We start from the raw sequence: 16,371 nt of genomic DNA, 5'->3' as shown, positions 1-16,371 counted from the left end.
CGATGTGATCGAGGTCACATCGATGATGACCGAGTCCGGGTAACGTCTCCCGCACGCACAAACCCCTTTCGAAGGGTGCCGCCAGATGATCAGCTTCTCCCCACAAGGGACACGCCGACTCAGGATTGTCGGGCTCGCGGCGACGGCACTGCTGGTGTCGAGTGTCGTCGTGGCCCCGGCCAGCAGCGCCGGCGCGCCGACCGACCGCTGCGCCGACCTGCCCGAGGCAGGCGACAACTTCTACGAGCTCTGCCTCTCCGAAGCGGAGCTCACCGCGATGGACGACGACGGTGCCGACCTCGGCGTGGATGAGATCGACAGCAGCGACAACATCCGCCAGGTCGCCAACATCCCGAAGCAGGGACCGTTCGACAGCACCAGCGCCCTCAACTCCGACCTCGCGTTCCAGGGCCGGTACGCGTTCGCCGGCAACTACAACGGCTTCGTCATCTACGACGTCAAGAACCCGCGGTCGCCCAAGGTGGTGTCGCAGGTGCTCTGCCCGGGATCGCAGAACGACATCTCCGTCTACGGCGACCTGCTCTTTCTCTCCACCGACCAGCCGCGCAGCGACGACTCCTGCACCAGCACCGCGGTGCCGAGTTCGGCGACGGTCTGGGAGGGAATGAAGATCTTCGACATCCGGGACAAGCGCAACCCGCGCTACATCAAGTCCGTGCGGACCGCCTGCGGCTCGCACACCCACACGCTGGTGCCGGCCAAGGACCGCAGGTCGGTCTACCTGTACGTCTCGTCGTACGGTCCGTCGGCGAGCTACGTCGGCTGCGCGCCGCCGCACGACTCGATCTCGATCATCAAGGTGCCGCTGAAGAAGCCGACGCAGGCGGCCGTGGTGGCCACCCCGAACCTCTTCCCGGACGGCGGCAACCCGGGCGGCAACGGCAGCTCGACCACCAGCGGCTGCCACGACATCACGGTCTACCCGACCAAGGACGTCGCCGCCGGCGCGTGCATGGGCGACGGGGTGCTGCTCAACATCGCGAACCGGGAGGCGCCCCGGGTGATCAACCGGGTGCGCGACACCACCAACTTCGCCTTCTGGCACTCGGCGACCTTCAACGAGGCCGGCACGAAGGTGGTCTTCACCGACGAACTCGGCGGCGGTGGCGGGGCGACCTGCAACGAGACGGTCGGCCCGAACCGGGGCGCGAACGCCGTCTACGACATCACCGGCCGCGGCGACTCCCGGGAGATGACCTTCCGCAGCTACTTCAAGATCCCGCGGACCAACGCCAACACCGAGAACTGCGTGGCGCACAACGGCTCCCTGGTGCCGGTGATCGGCCGGGACGTCATGGTGCAGGCGTGGTACCAGGGCGGAGTGTCGGTGTGGGACTTCACCAACTCGGCCCGCCCGGTCGAGATCGCCTACTGGGAGCGCGGGCCGCTGTCGGAGACCGAGAGAATCGCGGGCGGCTCCTGGTCGGCGTACTACTACAACGGCCACATCTACTCGAACGACATCCAGAAGGGCCTCGACGTGCTGGCCCTCAACGACTGGCGGACCTGGACGGCGAAGTTCTCGCACGTCAAGGAGCTCAACGTGCAGACCCAGCCCGACTACTGGCCCTGGTGACCGGGGCAGGTTGACCGACGCCGGCCGGGGCCGGCCGCGACGCCCACCCGGCGCCGTGGCCGGCCCGCGCCGTTTCCGGGTCCACCCGCATCGACATATGTTGCTGTCCGCTGCCGCTCGTGATGGAATGTCGGTGCGTGGCGGTCGCGAGTGGTCGAATACGCCGACGGTCCCCGGGCAGGGAGCGACAAGGGCAGCGCTCCGATGCGGACCGGTTCGGTCGGCCGGCGATACCGAAATGACACTGCGGCGACGGGCGACCAGGCGAACCTGAGTCGGCCCGCGCCCACGCCCCCGTGCCGGCGAGCCCGGCCGCCGCCGCCCGGCGGCGGTGCCGGTCGCGCCCACCGGGGGTGGACCCACCGAGAGGAATACCTTGAAGATCAAGCGCAGGGTGGTGGTCATCACCGCCGCCGCGGTGCTGGGCACCGGGCTCCCGCTGGTTCTGAAGCCCGACGCGGCTCTCGCCCACGGGGCGATGACCTATCCCGCGACCCGCACATACGCCTGCTACGAGGACGGCCGGGCGGCCGGCGGCGGCGATCTGTACCCGACGAACCCGGCCTGTGTGGCGGCCGTGGCCGAGGGCGGCAAGCAGCCGCTCTGGGACTTCTACGGGGTGTTGATCGGCAACGCCGGCGGCCGGCACCGGGAGATCATCCCGGACGGCCAGCTCTGCGGCGCCGGCACCACCAAGTACGCCGCCTACAACGCCGCCCGCACCGACTGGCCGACGACGAACCTGCAGTCGGGCGCCAACATCACCTTCCGGTACAACGCGTGGGCGCCGCACCCGGGTACCTGGTACCAGTACGTGACCAAGGACGGCTTCGACCCCAGCCAGCCGCTGAAGTGGTCGGATCTGGAGGCCACGCCGTTCGACCAGGTGACCAACCCGCCCACGGCGGCCGGTCCGTCCGGTTCGGAGTACGTCTGGAACGCGCGGCTGCCCAACAAGAGCGGCCGGCACATCATCTACTCGATCTGGCAGCGCTCGGACAGCCCGGAGGCGTTCTACAACTGCTCCGACGTCAACTTCGGCGGCGGCGGCACGCCGACCACGCCGCCCACGACGCCGCCGACCACCCCGCCCACCACGCCACCGACGATCCCGCCGACCACCCCGCCCACCACCACTCCGCCGGTGGGCACCGGGGCGTGCGCCGCCACGGTGTCGGTCGACAGCTCCTGGTCGGGCGGCTACCAGGCGACCGTGACGGTGCGCAACACCGGCACCGCGGCGGTCAGCCCCTGGACCGCGTCCTGGACGATGCCGAGTGGCAACACGATCAGCCAGGGCTGGAACGCGACCGTGTCGCAGACCGGCAGCACCGCCACGGCCACCGCGCCGAGCTGGGGCCAGTCGTTGGCACCCGGGGCATCGGTCTCGGTCGGCTTCATCAGCAGCGGATCGTCCAGCCCGCCGCCGAGCGCGGTCCGGCTCAACGGCGCCGCCTGTTCCTGAGCTGCACCATCCGGCGGTGCTGACCGGCCGCCGGAAACCGCACCACCGGTGAGCAGACGGGCCCCGGACCAGCAACGTCGCTGGTCCGGGGCCCGTCCATCCGAGCTGTCTGCAGGTGTCTACGAGCTGGCGCAGCTGACCGTCGCCGGGACCGGGTTGCTGCCGGACCAGCTGCCGATGAAGCCGAACGCGGTGCTGGCCCCCGGCGGCAGACCGCCGTTCCAACCGACGTCGCGGGCGGTGACCGCCGACCCGCTCTGGGCCAGCGAGGCGTTCCACGCCTGGTTGATCTGCTGCCCGCCGGCGAGGGTGAACCGGACGGTCCACCCGGTGATCGCGGCGGTGCCGCCGTTGGCGACGGTGATCTCACCCTGGAAGCCGCCCTGCCACTGCCCGATGATCCGGTAGCTGGCCGTACACCCGCCGGCCGGCGGTGGTCCGGTGGGGGTCGCGGTCGGCGTCGGCGTAGGACCGGGTGTCGGGGTCGGCCCGGGCGTGGGAGTGGCGGTGGGGGTCGGCCCGGGCGTCGGCGTGATGCCGCGCAGGACCGCGGTCAGTGCCGGGTACCACCGGTCGGCGATCTTCTGGTCGCCGGCCGCGTTCGGGTGTACGCCGTCGTAGGTGTCACTGCCGGTGCTGAAGCCGGTCCACTGGTCGACCACGACGACCGGCGAGGCGGCCGTGCTCTTCGCCGCCGCCCAGCCGGGGATCGCGTTGTTGAGCGCCACCACCCGGGCGCCGCACTCGCCGCAGCTGGTCGGCGCCATCGGGATGAGCTGGGCGACGAGCACCCGGATGGCCGGGTTGCTGGCCCGCATCTGGTCCACCAGCTTGCCGTACGCGGCCAGGACGGTGGCCGTCGACCGGTTGCTCCAGACGTCATTGGTGCCGAAGTGCATCAGGACGACGTCCGGCCGGGTGGCCGACAGCCAGGCGGGGAGTTGGTTCTGGTTGGCGACCGCGGTCACCAGGGCGCCGCCGTGCCCCTCGTTGTCGCCGTCGTACGGCTGGCCGCAGCCCTGCGGGCCGAGGGTGCCGACGAAGTCGACATCGGGGTAGCCGGTGTTCTGCAGCCGGTTCCAGAGCACGGACCGCCAGCAGCCGGGTGACCCGGTGATGGAGTCGCCGAGCGGCATGATCCGGACCGGGGCGGCGGCTGCCGCGGCCGGATCGGGGGACGCCGGGGTGGCGAGGAGCAGCCCGGCCAGTAGCACGAGCGCGGTCAGGAAAGCCCTGAGGAGGGGCCAGCGGAGCATGGGTTTCTCCTGTCACGGTGACGGTGCGGGAACGCGTGACGGCCCTGACTCCTCGGCAATTGAATCATTTTAATCGAGGTAACTCAATCTTGGTCGAGCGTCCATCTTTTGGGATTACCTATCAAACCGATAGGCTTTGCAGTCTATTCTGAACGGGTCGAACCGCACGCACCCGAGGACTGCTGATGATCTTCCTGGCGGCTGATCCGCTCACCGTCGCGCGGCGCTACGCCGCCGACCCGGCCGGCTGGCCGGTGGCACCCCGATTCGACCCGGCCGGCCGCTGGTACGCCCGGCTGGCGGCCGACCCCGGACACGAGGTCTGGTTGCTCACCTGGCTGCCCGGTCAGCAGACCGACCTGCACGACCACGGCGGCTCGTCCGGCGCCTTCCTGGTCGTCTCCGGGGCGCTCACCGAGCAGACGGTCAGCGGTGGGCGGCTCCGGCCGGCGGTGCTTTCCGCCGGCGCCGGTCGGCGGTTCGGGGCGCGCCACGTGCACCTGGTCGCCAACCGCGGTGACCAACCCGCCGTCAGCCTGCACGTCTACCGGCCCGCGCTGCGCCGCATGACCCGCTACCGCCTCGACGGCGGCCGACTGCTGGTGGCCGAGGTGGCCGAGGCGGGGGTGGCCTGGTGAGCACCGCGACCGGGCTGCGTCCCGCCGGACCGGCGGGTCCGGTGCCGCCGGTCGGCTCGCTGGGCATCGACGACCTCCTGACCGCCGCCCGGGCCCGGCTGCGCCGGCTCGACCCGGAGGGCGCCCACCTGGCACACCGCGGCGGCGCGGTACTCGTCGACATCCGGCCGGCCGCCCAACGGGCCGCCTCCGGCGCCGTGCCGGGTGCCCTGCTGGTCGAGCGGAACGTACTGGAATGGCGCTTCGATCCACGTAGCTCCGCGCGGCTGCCCGTCGCCGACCGTTACGACCTGCCGGTGGTGGTGTTCTGCGAGGAGGGCTACACCTCCTCGCTGGCCGCCGCGGCCCTGCAGGACCTCGGCCACCGCCGGGCGACCGACGTCGTCGGCGGCTTCACCGCCTGGCGGTTGGCCGGCCTGCCCACCTTCGGACCACGGTCGGACTCCAAGGAGGAGGCACCATGACGGTGACCGTCATCTCCCCGCGTACCCACCCGGCGACCGTCCGACGCCGTCCGCAGCCGGACCAACCGTCTGGGCGTGTGCCTGGGGCCGGGCCGGAGCCGGCTCCGCCGACGCTGCGGATCCTGACCGCCTCCCGCCGGGTGCTGCGCGACGGTGTGGCGTTGGTGCTGACCCGGCTGGAGTTCGACCTGCTGCGGTTCCTCGCCCAGCATCCGCGGCGGGTCTTCACCCGGCTGCAACTGCTGAATCAGGTCTGGGGCTACGAACACGCCCTGGTCCGCACGGTCGACGTGCACGTACGCCGGCTGCGGGCCAAGGTCGGCGACGCGCTCCCGGTGGTGACCACCGTCTACGGAGTCGGCTACCGGCTCGCCGACGGCGTCCGGGTCGTCGTCGAACCCGACAACTGACCGGTCGATCAGCCCAAACCGGCGGCGATCAGCGCCAGGCTCACCGTCGCGACGACGGTGGAGAGCACCACCGCGTCCCGGGCCAGCGACTGCGCCACCCGGTAGTGGGTGGCGAAGATGAAGACGTTCTGCGCGGTGGGCAGCCCCGAGATGAGGACGGCGGCGAGCAGGGTCGGCCCGGTCAGACCCAGTGCGAAGTGCGCGATCAGGTACGCCACCACGGGTTGCGCCAGCACCTTCAGCCCGACCGCGGGGTAACGCAGCGCCGCCTCGGGGCCCGGCGCCAGCGGGCGGCTGCCCCGCAGTGACATCCCGAGCGCCAGCAACGCCAGCGGCACGGCGGCCGCGCCGACCAGATCGAACGGCCGCATCACCTCGGCCGGCGGCCGCCAGCCCGACGCCGAGACCGCCAACCCGGCGGCACAGCCGATCATGATGGGGTTGCGGGCCGGCAGCAGCGCCAGCCGCCGCACCGATGGCCGCCGGCCAGCGGTGACCGCGTCCAGCACCGCCAGCGCGGTCGGCGCGGCGATGAGCACCTGGAACAGCAGCACGGGCGCGACGAACGAGACCTGACCCAGGACGTACGCGGAGACCGGCAGGCCGAGGTTGCCGGCGTTGACGTAGGACGCGCTGAGGGCACCGATGACCGCGTCGGCAGCCGGCTGCCGCCAGGCCCACCGGGCGATGGCGAGGTAGGCCGAGGCGACCACGATCGTGCTGGCGACGAACGCCGCCAGGGCCGGCGTGAAGACCTCGGCCAGCGCCGACCGGGCCAGCGTGGTGAAGAGCAGCGCCGGGGTCGCGACGAGGAACGCCAGCCGGGCGAGCACCTCGGTGGCCCGCGGCCCCAGCAGGTCGAACCGGCCGACCAGATAGCCGGTCAGGGTCACCGCCCAGATCGCGACGAATCCGGTCAGCACCCCACGCATATGATCATCCTGCCGTTATCGGCGGCGGGCCGTTATCGGCGGCCCCTCGCGTCGCGGTTGACCGGGCGGGGTAGGCTGCGCCCTGGCACACAGCGCAAGCGGTCGATTCCTTAGCGTTTGTCTTTTGTCACATTCAAGCAACGCGAACGGCACTTGACCCTTGCCCGGGTGCCCGGAAACATCGACAGAGCGGCGTTTCCGGGCCGCGGGGGTAACCCCGGAAGAGCGCCAAGGAGGACTATGTCGGTCAGCCCTGCCTCGTCGCGCGCCGGTTGGCACGCGTCCCAGCACAGCGGTCCTGGCCGCCCACCGGTCGCGCCGCGCCGGCCCGGCAACACCGGTGCCCAACCGGCGCCAGCGCTGACCGTGACGCTGTCCATCCCGCTGGCCGGCGAAGAGGCCCTGACACCGCCGGCCCGGCGACTGCTGGAGGCGGCCCGGGAGCTCCTCGAACGCGGTGAGGGCACCGTCAGCGTGGCCACCCTCCCGCCGGAGCGTCGCGCGGACCGGACCGACCTGCCCGCACCACGGCGTACCGCTGCGGTGCAGCGACCACCGACCGGCCCGGCGGATCCGTCGGTGGCCGGCTCCGACGCGACCCGGTTGCACATCCTGGCCGCGTCCCGGTCGGTGTTGCTCGGCGGCGAACCGCTGCCGCTGACCCGGCTGGAGTTCGACCTCTTGCTGCACCTGGTCGCGCATCCCCGCCGGGTCTTCACCCGGTTGCAGCTGCTCGCGGCGGTCTGGGGCTACGAACACGCCGGAGTGCGGACGGTGGATGTGCACATCCGCCGGCTGCGCGGCAAGGTCGGCGCCGACGTGCCGTTGGTCACCACGGTCTACGGGGTGGGTTACCGGCTCGCCGACGACGCCCTGGTCACCGTCGACCGCACCGGCTGACCCACACCCGGCCGCCCGGCGGTCCGGGCGCCCGCCGTGAGCCGCTGCGACCGGGTTCGGCACGATGGGTGGGTGCGGGTCCGTCCGATCACGCCCGAACTGCTTGTCGACGAACTCGCCGACCGGCTTGCCGGGCAGCGTCCGTCCGACCGGCTGCGGGTGGCCGTCGACGGCCCGGACGCGGCCGGTCCCGACCGGCTCGCGACGGCCCTGGTCGACCCCCTGCGGGTACGCGGGCGGCCGGCGGTGTCGGTACGCGCGGGCGACTTCCTCCGACCGGCCTCGCTGCGGTACGAGTTCGGCCGGACCAATCCGGAGGCGTTCTACACCGGCTGGCTGGACGAGGCGGCGCTGCGCCGGGAGGTGCTCGATCCCCTCGCCCCCGGCGGCGCCGGATTCATCCTGCCGTCGCTGTGGGACCCGGAGACCGACCGGGCGACCCGGGCGGCGTACCTGTCGGTGCCGCCCGGCGGGGTGGTCCTGGTCAGCGGTCCGCTGCTGCTCGGCGGCGGGCTGCCGTTCGACCTCACCGTCCATCTGGTCCTGTCGGCCGCCGCGCTGGCCCGGCGTACCCCCGAGACCGACGCCTGGACGCTGCCGGCGTTCGCCCGGTACGCCTCGGAGGTGCGGCCCGAAACCTTCGCCGACGTGGTGGTCCGGGCCGACGACCCGCGCCGGCCGGCCGTGGTGGAACCGGCCGACTGACCCGCCGAACCCTGCCGGTGACCCGGGCCGGCGGCGGCCGGACCGGCGGAATTCCGCCGGTCGGGTGATCGTCAGTCGGCGGTGGTTTGGCGGTGGGCCGCGCGGGGTACTCGCGCGAATCACGGCGGCCGTAACCGGACATCCGGTCCGTGGCGACGGGCGCCACCCTCCATGGAAAGGCAGGCAGCGCCATGCTCGTCAACGAAACGGTCACCACCGGCCGTTCCCAGGCGGACATCGACCAGATCCGCCTCTCCCTGCAGGCCCGCTACGACGAGCTGAGTGCGGAGTACGAAGAGGCCGTGACGCAGAGCCAGGTGCTGCGGCTGGTCGAGGTGGGGGACACCGCCGGGGACGACCAGGCCGACAGCGGCACGAAGACGGCGGAACGGGACACCGCGCAGTCGCTGCTGCGGACCATCCTCGACCGGCGGGCCCAGTTCGAGCACGCGCTGGCCCGGCTGGCCGAGGGAAGCTACGGCTGGTGCGAGGGATGCGGGTCGGCGATCCCGGTCGAGCGGCTGGAGATCTTCCCCGCGGCGACCTCCTGCGTCGGCTGCAAGCAGACCCGCGAGCGCCGCGCCGCCTGACCCCAGACCGGAGAACATGGGCGAGATCAAGGTAGGGACCGCTTCCTGGACCGACCGGACGCTGCTGGACTCGGGCTGGTACCCGCAGACCGCGGACACTCCGGAGAAGCGGCTCGCCCACTACGCCAAGCGGTTCCCGCTGGTCGAGGTCGACGCCACCTACTACTCGCCCCCGGCGGAGCGGACCGCCGAGTTGTGGGTGCAGCGCACCCCGGTCGACTTCACCTTCAACATCAAGGCGTTCAGCCTGCTCACCGGGCACCCGACGAAGGTGTCGGCGCTCTACAAGGACCTCCGTCCGGAGACGGACAAGGCGAACGTCTACCCGGGGGACCTGCCGCCGCAGGCGTACGAGGAGGTCTGGACCCGGTTCCTGTCCGCGCTGGACCCGCTGGTCGAGGCGGGCAAACTCGGCGTGCTGCTGTTCCAGTTCCCGCCCTGGTTCACCATCCGGCGGTCGAACAAGCAGTACCTGCTTGAGGTCCAGCAGCGGTGCCAGCCGCTGCGGGTGGCGGTGGAGCTGCGGCACGCCTCCTGGTTCGCCGACGGCAACCAGGACGAGACCCTGGGCTTCCTACGCGAGCACGACCTGCCGTACGTCTGTGTGGATATGCCGCAGGGGCACAAGTCGTCGATCCCGCCGGTGGTGGCCGCCACCGCGGACCTCGCGGTGGTCCGCTTCCACGGGCACAGCAGGAAATGGACCAGCAGGGACATCCACGAGAAGTTCGGCTACCGCTACTCCGACCGGGAGCTGGCCGACTGGGCGCCGAAGCTGCGCGAACTGGCCGACTCCACCGGCGAGACGCACGTGTTGATGAACAACTGCTACCGCGACTTCGCCACCCGCAACGCCGAGACCCTGACGGACCTGCTGGCCGGCTGACCCACCGGCGGAGCGGCGGCGCTCCTCCCGCTACGGTCGAAGCATGGTCACCGTCGCGGACGTACGGGCGCTGGCACGGACCCTGCCACGGAGCAGCGAGCACGTGATCCGGGACCGGGTCAAGTTCCGGGTCGGCTCCATCGTGTACGTCGCCTTCTCCCGCGACGAGACGACGATGGGCTTCGCGTACCCGAAAGAGGAGCGCGATGCGCTCATCGTCGCCGATCCGGACCTGTTCTTCCTGCCCGGCGCATCTGACCTGCGTTTCAACTGGGTGTGCTGCCATGTTGCCCGGCTCGACCACGGGCAGATGGCCGAGCTGGTGACGGAGGCGTGGCGCATGGTCGTGCCGAAGTTCCTCGCTCGGCAGCGCCTTGGCGGGTGACCTGAGCCGCGCGAAGCCGGGATGCCGCGACCCGTTGCCGGGCGCGAGGTACGGCGAATGTACCGACGGTTGTCACACTCGGGCCATGGACAGACGGTGGGGTAGGGCGCTCGGGGTGGCGCTGGCGTTGTTCGTCGGCGGGGTGTTCACGACGGGCTGCTCGCCGTCGGCGGGGCCGGAGTCGACCGCGGAGAGTTCGGCCAGCGCGCCATCGAGCGCCGACGGGGCGACCCGGCCGCAGCCGACCATAGCGCCGACGACCGCGCCGGCCGCCCTGGTGGCCGAGGACGGCACCGACTCGGCGGCGTGCCAGGACGGCAGGTGCCAGGTGCTGGTGACCGACACGCTGGGGTTCGTGCTGGGTGGAAAGTTCTCCTGCGAGGGGATCTCGTTCGTCTACACCGCACCCAACCAGGTCCTGATCATGGTGACGACCACAAGCGCGGGGCAGGTCAACGCCCAGATCACCGGCACCGGGCACCTGAAGCTGACCTACGGCCTGACCGTCCTGGTGGAACAGGTCGACGCGACCGGGGCCGTCATCCGCGTCAAGCCGGAGAAGAACGACACGAAGGCGCACAAGGCCAATGGTTCCGAAGGGCTGTCGCTCTGGTCGAGCGAGTGACCGCGTCCGCGTCAGGCGCGCTTGGCGTACCCCACGAAGGCTCGCCAGGCGTCCGGGCCGAAGGTGAGGGTGCCGCCGTCGCGGTCCTTGGTGTCCCGGACCAGGATCACGCCGGGGAGGTTGTCGGCCACCTCGACGCATGAGCCGCCGTTGTTGCTGCTCCGCGTGCTCTTCCGCCACCGGGCACCGGTCAGGTCCATGATGCCGCCGCCTTCTTGACCAGCTCGAGGGAGTGCTCGTCGGCGAGGGCCTTGCCGCGAATCTGCTCCCACCTGTTCATCAGCTTAGCAACCTCCGTGGGCCGGTTCTCGATGTGCGCCTTGAGCTGGCTGTCGGCATGCGCGACCCATTCGGCATCCGGTGTCTCGGCGAGGATCAACGCCCCGGCGTGACCGGCGTGCATGCCGACGCTGGCCGGTACGACGTGCAGAAAGACGTTTGGCAGTTCGGCGCAGGCGAGCAGGTGGTTGATCTGCTCGGCCATCAGGGCGCGGTCGCCGTACGCCGGTCGGGTCAGCACCAGCTCGTCGAGAACCACGAAGAAGAGCGGCGGCTTGTCACGGGTCAGCACGGACTGGCGCTCGAGTCGGGAATTGACCAGGCTGTCGACCTCGATGGGCGTCAGTGCTTCGCAGCGGAGGGTGGCGCGGGCGTACGCCTCGGTCTGCAGCAGGCCCGGCACGAAGAGTGGCTCGTACCAGCGCAGGGATAGTGCCTCGCGCTCGATTCTGATCCAGTCACGGAGCCGATGCCGAAGCAGTGTCCGGCGGTGGTGACGCCGATCACCCCGGTCGTGTTGTGCCGCACCGGCCAGCCGCTCGTGCACCAGCCGGCGGTGGTGTCGAAGTCGACCATGCCACCGAACGCGGCCGTCAGGGTGCCGACCGGCTTGTCGACCACCGTCAGCTGGGTGCCGGCCAGCAGCTCGCTGGGCAGCGCCGCCGACAGCGCGGACTTCGATGTGGGCAGACCCGCGCGGGCGGTCACCGAGGCGAGCACCTGCCCTTTGGCCACGTCGACCGCGATGCCGATGTCCCGGGGTGGCGCGGCAGCTGGGCCGGGAGGGGATTCTGCTCACCTACCAAGGGTGGGGACACGGCGTCTACGGGCGCAGTGCGTGCGTGAACGACGCGATCGACCGTTACCTCATCGACCGGACACTCCCGGCGCGCGGGCGACCTGCCCGGCCGTCGAGCCGCCGCCGATGGTGTTGCGCACCCGGCCGCCGGTCCCGCACCGTCCCTTCCCCTACTTCCCGGCTTCTACTGTCCGGCCTTGACGGCGACGGCGGCGTACTCGGAACACGGGGTGGTGTCGTTGCCGTCGGGGCGCCACCGGGAGCAGGTGACCAGGCCGGGTTCGAGCAGCGTGAAGCCGTCGAAGTAGCGGGCGATCTGGGCCGGGGAGCGGACCGCCATCGGGGCGGATCCGCCCTCGTTCCACATCTGCACGGCCCGATCCACCGCCTCCGGGTTGACCTCCCGGGTGGGGTGGGAGATCACCAGGTGACTGCCGGGCGGCAACGCCGCGGTCAGCGTCCGCACGATCTGGTACGCCTCGTCGTCGTCGACCACGAAGTTGAGGATGCCGAGCAGCATGACCGCGACGGGCCTGTCGAAGTCGAGGGTGTGCCGGGCGGCGGCCAGGATCTTCTCCGGGTCCTGGATGTCCGCGTCGATGTAGTCGGTCGCTCCCTCGGGGCTGCTGGTCAGCAGTGCCCGGGCGTGCACCAGCACCAGCGGGTCGTTGTCCACGTACACGATCCGCGACTCGGGCGCGACCGACTGGGCCACCTCGTGGGTGTTGCCGGCGGTCGGCAGGCCGGTGCCGACGTCGAGGAACTGGCGGATGCCGACCTCGCCGGTCAGGTGCCGGACGGCCCGGCCGAGGAACTGCCGGTTGAAGCGGGCCGACTGGACCAGTTCGGGGAGGAAGGCGAGAACCTGCTCGGCCGCCTCCCGGTCGACGGTGAAGTTGTCCTTCCCGCCGAGGAGGTAGTTCCACAGTCGCGCCGAGTGCGGCACGGTGGTGTCGAGCTTGTCGACATGATTTTCGGTGGCGGGCGACGAATCAACCATGGCAATCCTCCACACTGGCCCGGGATCGCCGGGACTGGGTCCGGGGGCGGGGTGTTCGCGGCAAGCCTAGGACACCGGTCCTGGCCAGCCACTGGTGGGGATCATCGCCCGGCGGGATGGCGGAAAGAGGTTGCGCTGTACCTACTGGTATGTACAAAATGCTGGCATGGACTCGCGACAGCTGCTGGTCGAGACGATGAGCCAGCTCATGTGGGAGCGCGGCTACGCCGACACCAGCCCCCGTGACGTGCGCGAACGCTCCGGCGTCGGCCAGGGGAGCATGTACCACCACTTCCCGACCAAGCGGGACCTGGCGGTCGCCGCTCTCGAACGCAACGTCGCCGATCTGCTGCCGGCCGCCGCCGAACTCGACGGCCCGGGCGACCCGATGGACCGGATCGAGGCGTACCTGATGCGCCCCCGCGACGCCCTCAAGGGCTGCAAGGTCGGCCGGATGACCCAGGACCCCCAGGTCCGCGAGGACCCGGTGCTGCTCGCCCCGGTGTCCCGCGCCTTCGCCCAGGTCCACCAGAGCTGGGTAGGGGTGCTCGGCGAGGCGGTCGCCGCCGGCGAGCTGCGCGACGACCTCGACCCGGAGCGCCTCGCCCACACCCTGATGGCCGTCCTGCAGGGCGGCTACGTGCTCGCGATCGCACGGCAGGACCCCGGCCCGTTCGACGACGCCCGCGCCGGGGTCCTCGATCTGCTCCGGGCGGCGGCACCGTCCCCGCCCAACCACCACAACGGGAGGAACGCAACGCCATGACGGTACGCATCGGCATCAACGGGTTCGGGCGGATCGGCCGCAGCTACCTGCGCGCGGCCCTGGCGAACGACGCCGACGTCGAGGTGGTCGCGGTGAACGACCTCACCGACGCCCGTACGCTGGCCACCCTGCTCGAATGGGACTCCATCTCCGGCCACCTCGACGGGGTCGCCGTCGACGGCGACGCGATCACCGTCGGCGGCCGGCGCATCACGGTCTTCGCGGAACGGGACCCGGCCGCCATCGCCTGGGGTGACGTCGGCGCCGACATCGTGATCGAAGCCACCGGCCACTTCACCGACGGCGTCGCGGCGGCGGCCCACCTCAAGGGCGGCGCGCGGAAGGTCATCATCTCGGCGCCGGCCAAGGGCGACGTCCCCACCTTCGTCCTCGGGGTCAACGACGACCGGCTCGATCCGGCCAGCCACGATGTCTTCTCCAACGGTTCGTGCACCACGAACTCCCTCGCCCCGCTGGCGAAGGTGCTCAACGACGCGTTCGGCATCGAGTCCGGCCTGATGACGACGGTGCACGCCTACACCGGCGATCAGCGGCTGCACGACGCCCCGCACTCGGACCTGCGCCGGGCGCGCGCGGCCGCCGTCTCGATCATCCCAACCTCGTCGGGCGCCGCGAAGGCGATCGGCAAGGTCATCCCCGAACTCGACGGGCGTCTCACCGGCGCCGCGCTGCGGGTCCCCGTACCGGTGGGCTCGGTGACCGACCTCACCGTGGTGCTGCGGCGCAGCACCAGCGTCGAGGAGGTCAACGCCGCGTTCCGGGAGGCCGCCGGTTCCCCGGCGCTGCGACGCTACCTGCAGTACTCCGAGGCGCCGCTGGTCTCCGCCGACATCGTCGGCAACCCGCACTCGTCGATCTTCGACGCGCCGCTGACGGAGTCCGTCGGCAACCAGGTCAAGGTCTTCGGCTGGTACGACAACGAGTGGGGGTTCTCCAACCGCCTCGTCGAGTTCTCCGAACGGATCGCGGCGACCAGCTGACGGCCCGCGTACCGCGGGTCACCGTTCCAACCGCTCCAGCCGGGCCATCCAGTGCTGGTCGACGTGGGACTGCACCACGCGGACCGCCCGGAACGCCTCGCGCAGGTGCCGGCGGGTGAGGGTGTCCAGGGTGCCCGGCGCGAGGTAGGTGGTCGGTGTCCGACCGGCGCGCAGCGCGTCGGCCTCGTGCCGGAGCAGCATCCCGTAGACGTCCTCGAAGGCACGGGTCAGGGTCCGGGACTCGTCGAGGGTGAGGACACCCCGGGCGGCACCCCGGCGCAGCCGCTCCGGGGTGCCCCCGGTGACGTCACCGGTGACGATCGCGACCCAGCGGGCCAGCGCGACGACCGGTGCCAGTCCGCCCTTCTTGAGGTCGAGTTGCCCGCTGTGCGCGCCGTCGTGCTCCACCACGAAGTCGCGGACGAATCCGGTGGGTGGCCGGAACCCCAGCGCCTCGTCCAGCAGCGCGCGGACCACCCGGGACCCACGCGGCTGGGCGCCGATCGGCTCGGTGAGGTGTCGGCCCAGCGACGGTTCGGTGATTGGCCTGCTGTCGGCCAGGGTTGCGGTCATCAGCAGGCTCTGCCCGCTGGTCGAGCCGCGCCGCCAGGCGGCGGCCCAGGCCGAGCGGGAGCGGCCGAAGGTCGGGCTGTCGGCGTTGACGCCGTTCGGGCACGGCACCAGCCCGCACCGCCGTAGGTCATCGAGTACGCCGGCCGCGGCCGCCCGGAGCGGCCCGGCCGGGTCGTGGTCTGTCAGGGCCGGGTCGGACGGGGCCGGGTCGTCGTCCCAGACCAGGGCGGTGTCGACGTCCGACAGCGGCAGCGACTCGCGGCGGGCCAGCGAGCCCAGCACGAGCCACGAGTGGCGTACCTGCGCCAGCACCGGGTCCGCACGTAGCCGCAGCACCCGCCGGATGACCGCGTCGATGGCGGCGGCGTGTACCGCACCGACGTGTGGCGGGGCGATCCCGTCGTCGCAGAGCGCGACGATGGTGGCGGAGAGGTGCCGGACGGCACCGGCCAGACCCTCCAGGTCGCGCGCGGTGTCGATCTCGGACCGGACGACCAGCGGATCACGCACCGCCGTCTGGGCGAGGTCGACCGCCCGGACCACCCCGACCGCCCGACCAGCGCCGTCGGTCAACACCAGATGGTGTACGCCGTGCTCGACCATCCGCAGCAGGCCGGCGATCTGGGTCTCCTGCTCGTCCATGGTCAGCGCCGGCACCGTCGCGATCGCGGAGACCGGCGCGTCGATGCCGACCTCGCCGGTGGCGACCCGGCGCCGGAAGTCGCTGTCGGTGACGATGCCGACCGCCGCGCCGGCCTGGACCAGGGCGCAGGAATGGTGTCCGGCGCCGATCCGGCCGGCCACCTCGCGAATCCGCTCGTCGGCCGTACACCAGGCGACCGGCCGCGCCACCTGGGCCAGTCGCCGGTCCAAGGCCAGCCCGCCGTACGGGCCGACGCCGGCCGGCGCGGTCTGGGACCCGACCGGCGGGTGTGCCGTTGGTTGCGCCATGTCCGGATGCTAGTGCGGGCACGGCGCGCGCGTCGCGGGCCGGACCGGCCGGCGCACGCCGAGGGGCACGCTTCCGGACCGCGACGGCCATGGCGTTTCCACCGCGGACGACACCCGCGCCCGCGTGGCAATTCTGCGGGCGGCGGAGC

The 16,371-nt window shown here is 71.7% G+C and carries 21 protein-coding genes and 1 pseudogene; 14 read left to right on the top strand and 8 right to left on the bottom strand.

Features of this window, described 5'->3' with window-relative positions:
• Positions 1-85 precede the first annotated feature (85 nt).
• The gene (locus tag O7627_RS18335) at positions 86-1,597 is read left to right on the top strand and encodes a hypothetical protein (RefSeq protein WP_278094744.1); all 1,512 of its coding nucleotides are present in this window, start codon (positions 86-88) and stop codon (positions 1,595-1,597) included.
• A 376-nt stretch (positions 1,598-1,973) separates the two neighbouring features.
• Positions 1,974-3,062: a lytic polysaccharide monooxygenase gene (locus O7627_RS18330; protein ID WP_278094743.1), complete on the top strand. Its 1,089-nt coding sequence runs from the start codon at positions 1,974-1,976 to the stop codon at positions 3,060-3,062.
• 119 nt (positions 3,063-3,181) lie between these two features.
• Here O7627_RS18330 and O7627_RS18325 read toward each other — a convergent pair whose 3' ends face one another.
• A complete protein-coding gene (locus O7627_RS18325) occupies positions 3,182-4,318 on the bottom strand; it encodes a cellulose binding domain-containing protein (RefSeq protein WP_278094742.1) in 1,137 nt (378 codons plus the stop codon).
• 185 nt (positions 4,319-4,503) lie between these two features.
• Between O7627_RS18325 and O7627_RS18320 the strand changes: the two genes are divergently transcribed.
• From O7627_RS18320 to O7627_RS18310, 3 genes are read left to right on the top strand one after another with little or no spacing between them, the layout of a single operon-like run.
• Positions 4,504-4,956 carry a cysteine dioxygenase family protein gene (locus tag O7627_RS18320; RefSeq protein ID WP_278094741.1) on the top strand — a complete coding sequence of 151 codons (453 nt, stop codon included), beginning with the start codon at positions 4,504-4,506 and terminating at the stop codon, positions 4,954-4,956.
• Positions 4,953-5,420 (top strand): rhodanese-like domain-containing protein, encoded by a 468-nt coding sequence (locus O7627_RS18315; RefSeq protein ID WP_278094740.1) that lies wholly within the window; start codon positions 4,953-4,955, stop codon positions 5,418-5,420. The genes O7627_RS18320 and O7627_RS18315 overlap by 4 nt, the downstream gene beginning before the upstream one ends.
• The gene (locus O7627_RS18310) at positions 5,417-5,830 is read left to right on the top strand and encodes a winged helix-turn-helix domain-containing protein (RefSeq protein WP_278094739.1); all 414 of its coding nucleotides are present in this window, start codon (positions 5,417-5,419) and stop codon (positions 5,828-5,830) included. The genes O7627_RS18315 and O7627_RS18310 overlap by 4 nt, the downstream gene beginning before the upstream one ends.
• A gap of 8 nt (positions 5,831-5,838) precedes the next feature.
• Here the strand turns inward: O7627_RS18310 and O7627_RS18305 are convergent, their stop codons facing one another.
• Positions 5,839-6,762 carry an AEC family transporter gene (locus O7627_RS18305; protein WP_278094738.1) on the bottom strand — a complete coding sequence of 308 codons (924 nt, stop codon included), beginning with the start codon at positions 6,760-6,762 and terminating at the stop codon, positions 5,839-5,841.
• Between the two features lie 240 nt (positions 6,763-7,002).
• Between O7627_RS18305 and O7627_RS18300 the strand changes: the two genes are divergently transcribed.
• The 5 genes from O7627_RS18300 to O7627_RS18280 all read left to right on the top strand — a co-directional run bounded on the left by O7627_RS18300 (position 7,003) and on the right by O7627_RS18280 (position 10,228).
• Positions 7,003-7,662: a winged helix-turn-helix domain-containing protein gene (locus O7627_RS18300; protein WP_278094737.1), complete on the top strand. Its 660-nt coding sequence runs from the start codon at positions 7,003-7,005 to the stop codon at positions 7,660-7,662.
• Between the two features lie 72 nt (positions 7,663-7,734).
• Positions 7,735-8,367, top strand: a complete 633-nt coding sequence (locus O7627_RS18295) for a uridine kinase (protein WP_278094736.1) — start codon at positions 7,735-7,737, stop codon at positions 8,365-8,367.
• A 191-nt stretch (positions 8,368-8,558) separates the two neighbouring features.
• On the top strand, positions 8,559-8,957 hold the full coding sequence (locus O7627_RS18290; protein WP_278094735.1) for a TraR/DksA C4-type zinc finger protein: 399 nt from the start codon (positions 8,559-8,561) through the stop codon (positions 8,955-8,957).
• Positions 8,958-8,973: 16 nt separating this feature from the next.
• On the top strand, positions 8,974-9,843 hold the full coding sequence (locus O7627_RS18285) for a DUF72 domain-containing protein (RefSeq protein WP_278094734.1): 870 nt from the start codon (positions 8,974-8,976) through the stop codon (positions 9,841-9,843).
• Between the two features lie 43 nt (positions 9,844-9,886).
• Positions 9,887-10,228, top strand: a complete 342-nt coding sequence (locus tag O7627_RS18280; RefSeq protein WP_278094733.1) for an MmcQ/YjbR family DNA-binding protein — start codon at positions 9,887-9,889, stop codon at positions 10,226-10,228.
• Positions 10,229-10,300: 72 nt separating this feature from the next.
• Here O7627_RS18280 and O7627_RS18275 read toward each other — a convergent pair whose 3' ends face one another.
• The gene (locus tag O7627_RS18275) at positions 10,301-10,573 is read right to left on the bottom strand and encodes a hypothetical protein (protein ID WP_278094732.1); all 273 of its coding nucleotides are present in this window, start codon (positions 10,571-10,573) and stop codon (positions 10,301-10,303) included.
• Between O7627_RS18275 and O7627_RS18270 the strand changes: the two genes are divergently transcribed.
• Positions 10,563-10,853: a hypothetical protein gene (locus tag O7627_RS18270; protein ID WP_278094731.1), complete on the top strand. Its 291-nt coding sequence runs from the start codon at positions 10,563-10,565 to the stop codon at positions 10,851-10,853. The two genes, O7627_RS18275 and O7627_RS18270, sit on opposite strands and share 11 nt — an antisense overlap.
• 11 nt (positions 10,854-10,864) lie before the next feature.
• On the opposite strand, the gene O7627_RS18265 is transcribed toward O7627_RS18270, so the two are convergent.
• Genes O7627_RS18265 through O7627_RS18255 form a run of 3 tightly spaced genes read right to left on the bottom strand, consistent with a single transcriptional unit; the run spans position 10,865 to position 11,867 of the window.
• The gene (locus tag O7627_RS18265) at positions 10,865-11,053 is read right to left on the bottom strand and encodes a DUF397 domain-containing protein (protein ID WP_278094730.1); all 189 of its coding nucleotides are present in this window, start codon (positions 11,051-11,053) and stop codon (positions 10,865-10,867) included.
• Positions 11,044-11,559: a DUF5753 domain-containing protein gene (locus tag O7627_RS18260; RefSeq protein WP_278098319.1), complete on the bottom strand. Its 516-nt coding sequence runs from the start codon at positions 11,557-11,559 to the stop codon at positions 11,044-11,046. The genes O7627_RS18265 and O7627_RS18260 overlap by 10 nt, the downstream gene beginning before the upstream one ends.
• Positions 11,475-11,867 carry a hypothetical protein gene (locus tag O7627_RS18255; protein ID WP_278098569.1) on the bottom strand — a complete coding sequence of 131 codons (393 nt, stop codon included), beginning with the start codon at positions 11,865-11,867 and terminating at the stop codon, positions 11,475-11,477. Before O7627_RS18255 ends, O7627_RS18260 begins: the two co-directional genes overlap by 85 nt.
• A 26-nt stretch (positions 11,868-11,893) precedes the next feature.
• Here O7627_RS18255 and O7627_RS18250 point away from each other — a divergent pair.
• Positions 11,894-12,132, top strand: a pseudogene (locus O7627_RS18250) (alpha/beta hydrolase); the annotation flags it as partial.
• Here O7627_RS18250 and O7627_RS18245 read toward each other — a convergent pair.
• Positions 12,116-12,931: an SAM-dependent methyltransferase gene (locus O7627_RS18245; protein ID WP_278094729.1), complete on the bottom strand. Its 816-nt coding sequence runs from the start codon at positions 12,929-12,931 to the stop codon at positions 12,116-12,118. The pseudogene O7627_RS18250 and the gene O7627_RS18245 sit on opposite strands and share 17 nt — an antisense overlap.
• 166 nt (positions 12,932-13,097) lie before the next feature.
• On the opposite strand from O7627_RS18245, the gene O7627_RS18240 reads away from it, so the two are divergent.
• Positions 13,098-13,697 carry a TetR/AcrR family transcriptional regulator gene (locus O7627_RS18240; protein ID WP_278094728.1) on the top strand — a complete coding sequence of 200 codons (600 nt, stop codon included), beginning with the start codon at positions 13,098-13,100 and terminating at the stop codon, positions 13,695-13,697.
• On the top strand, positions 13,694-14,698 hold the full coding sequence (gap, locus tag O7627_RS18235) for a type I glyceraldehyde-3-phosphate dehydrogenase (RefSeq protein ID WP_278094727.1): 1,005 nt from the start codon (positions 13,694-13,696) through the stop codon (positions 14,696-14,698). The genes O7627_RS18240 and gap overlap by 4 nt, the downstream gene beginning before the upstream one ends.
• Before the next feature lie 18 nt (positions 14,699-14,716).
• Here gap and O7627_RS18230 read toward each other — a convergent pair whose 3' ends face one another.
• Positions 14,717-16,222: a putative nucleotidyltransferase substrate binding domain-containing protein gene (locus O7627_RS18230; RefSeq protein WP_278094726.1), complete on the bottom strand. Its 1,506-nt coding sequence runs from the start codon at positions 16,220-16,222 to the stop codon at positions 14,717-14,719.
• Between the last annotated feature and the right edge of the window lie 149 nt (positions 16,223-16,371).

The organism is Solwaraspora sp. WMMD1047 (genome assembly GCF_029626155.1).
Classification (GTDB): domain Bacteria; phylum Actinomycetota; class Actinomycetes; order Mycobacteriales; family Micromonosporaceae; genus WMMD1047.
This window is presented reverse-complemented; position numbering and strand designations above follow the sequence as displayed.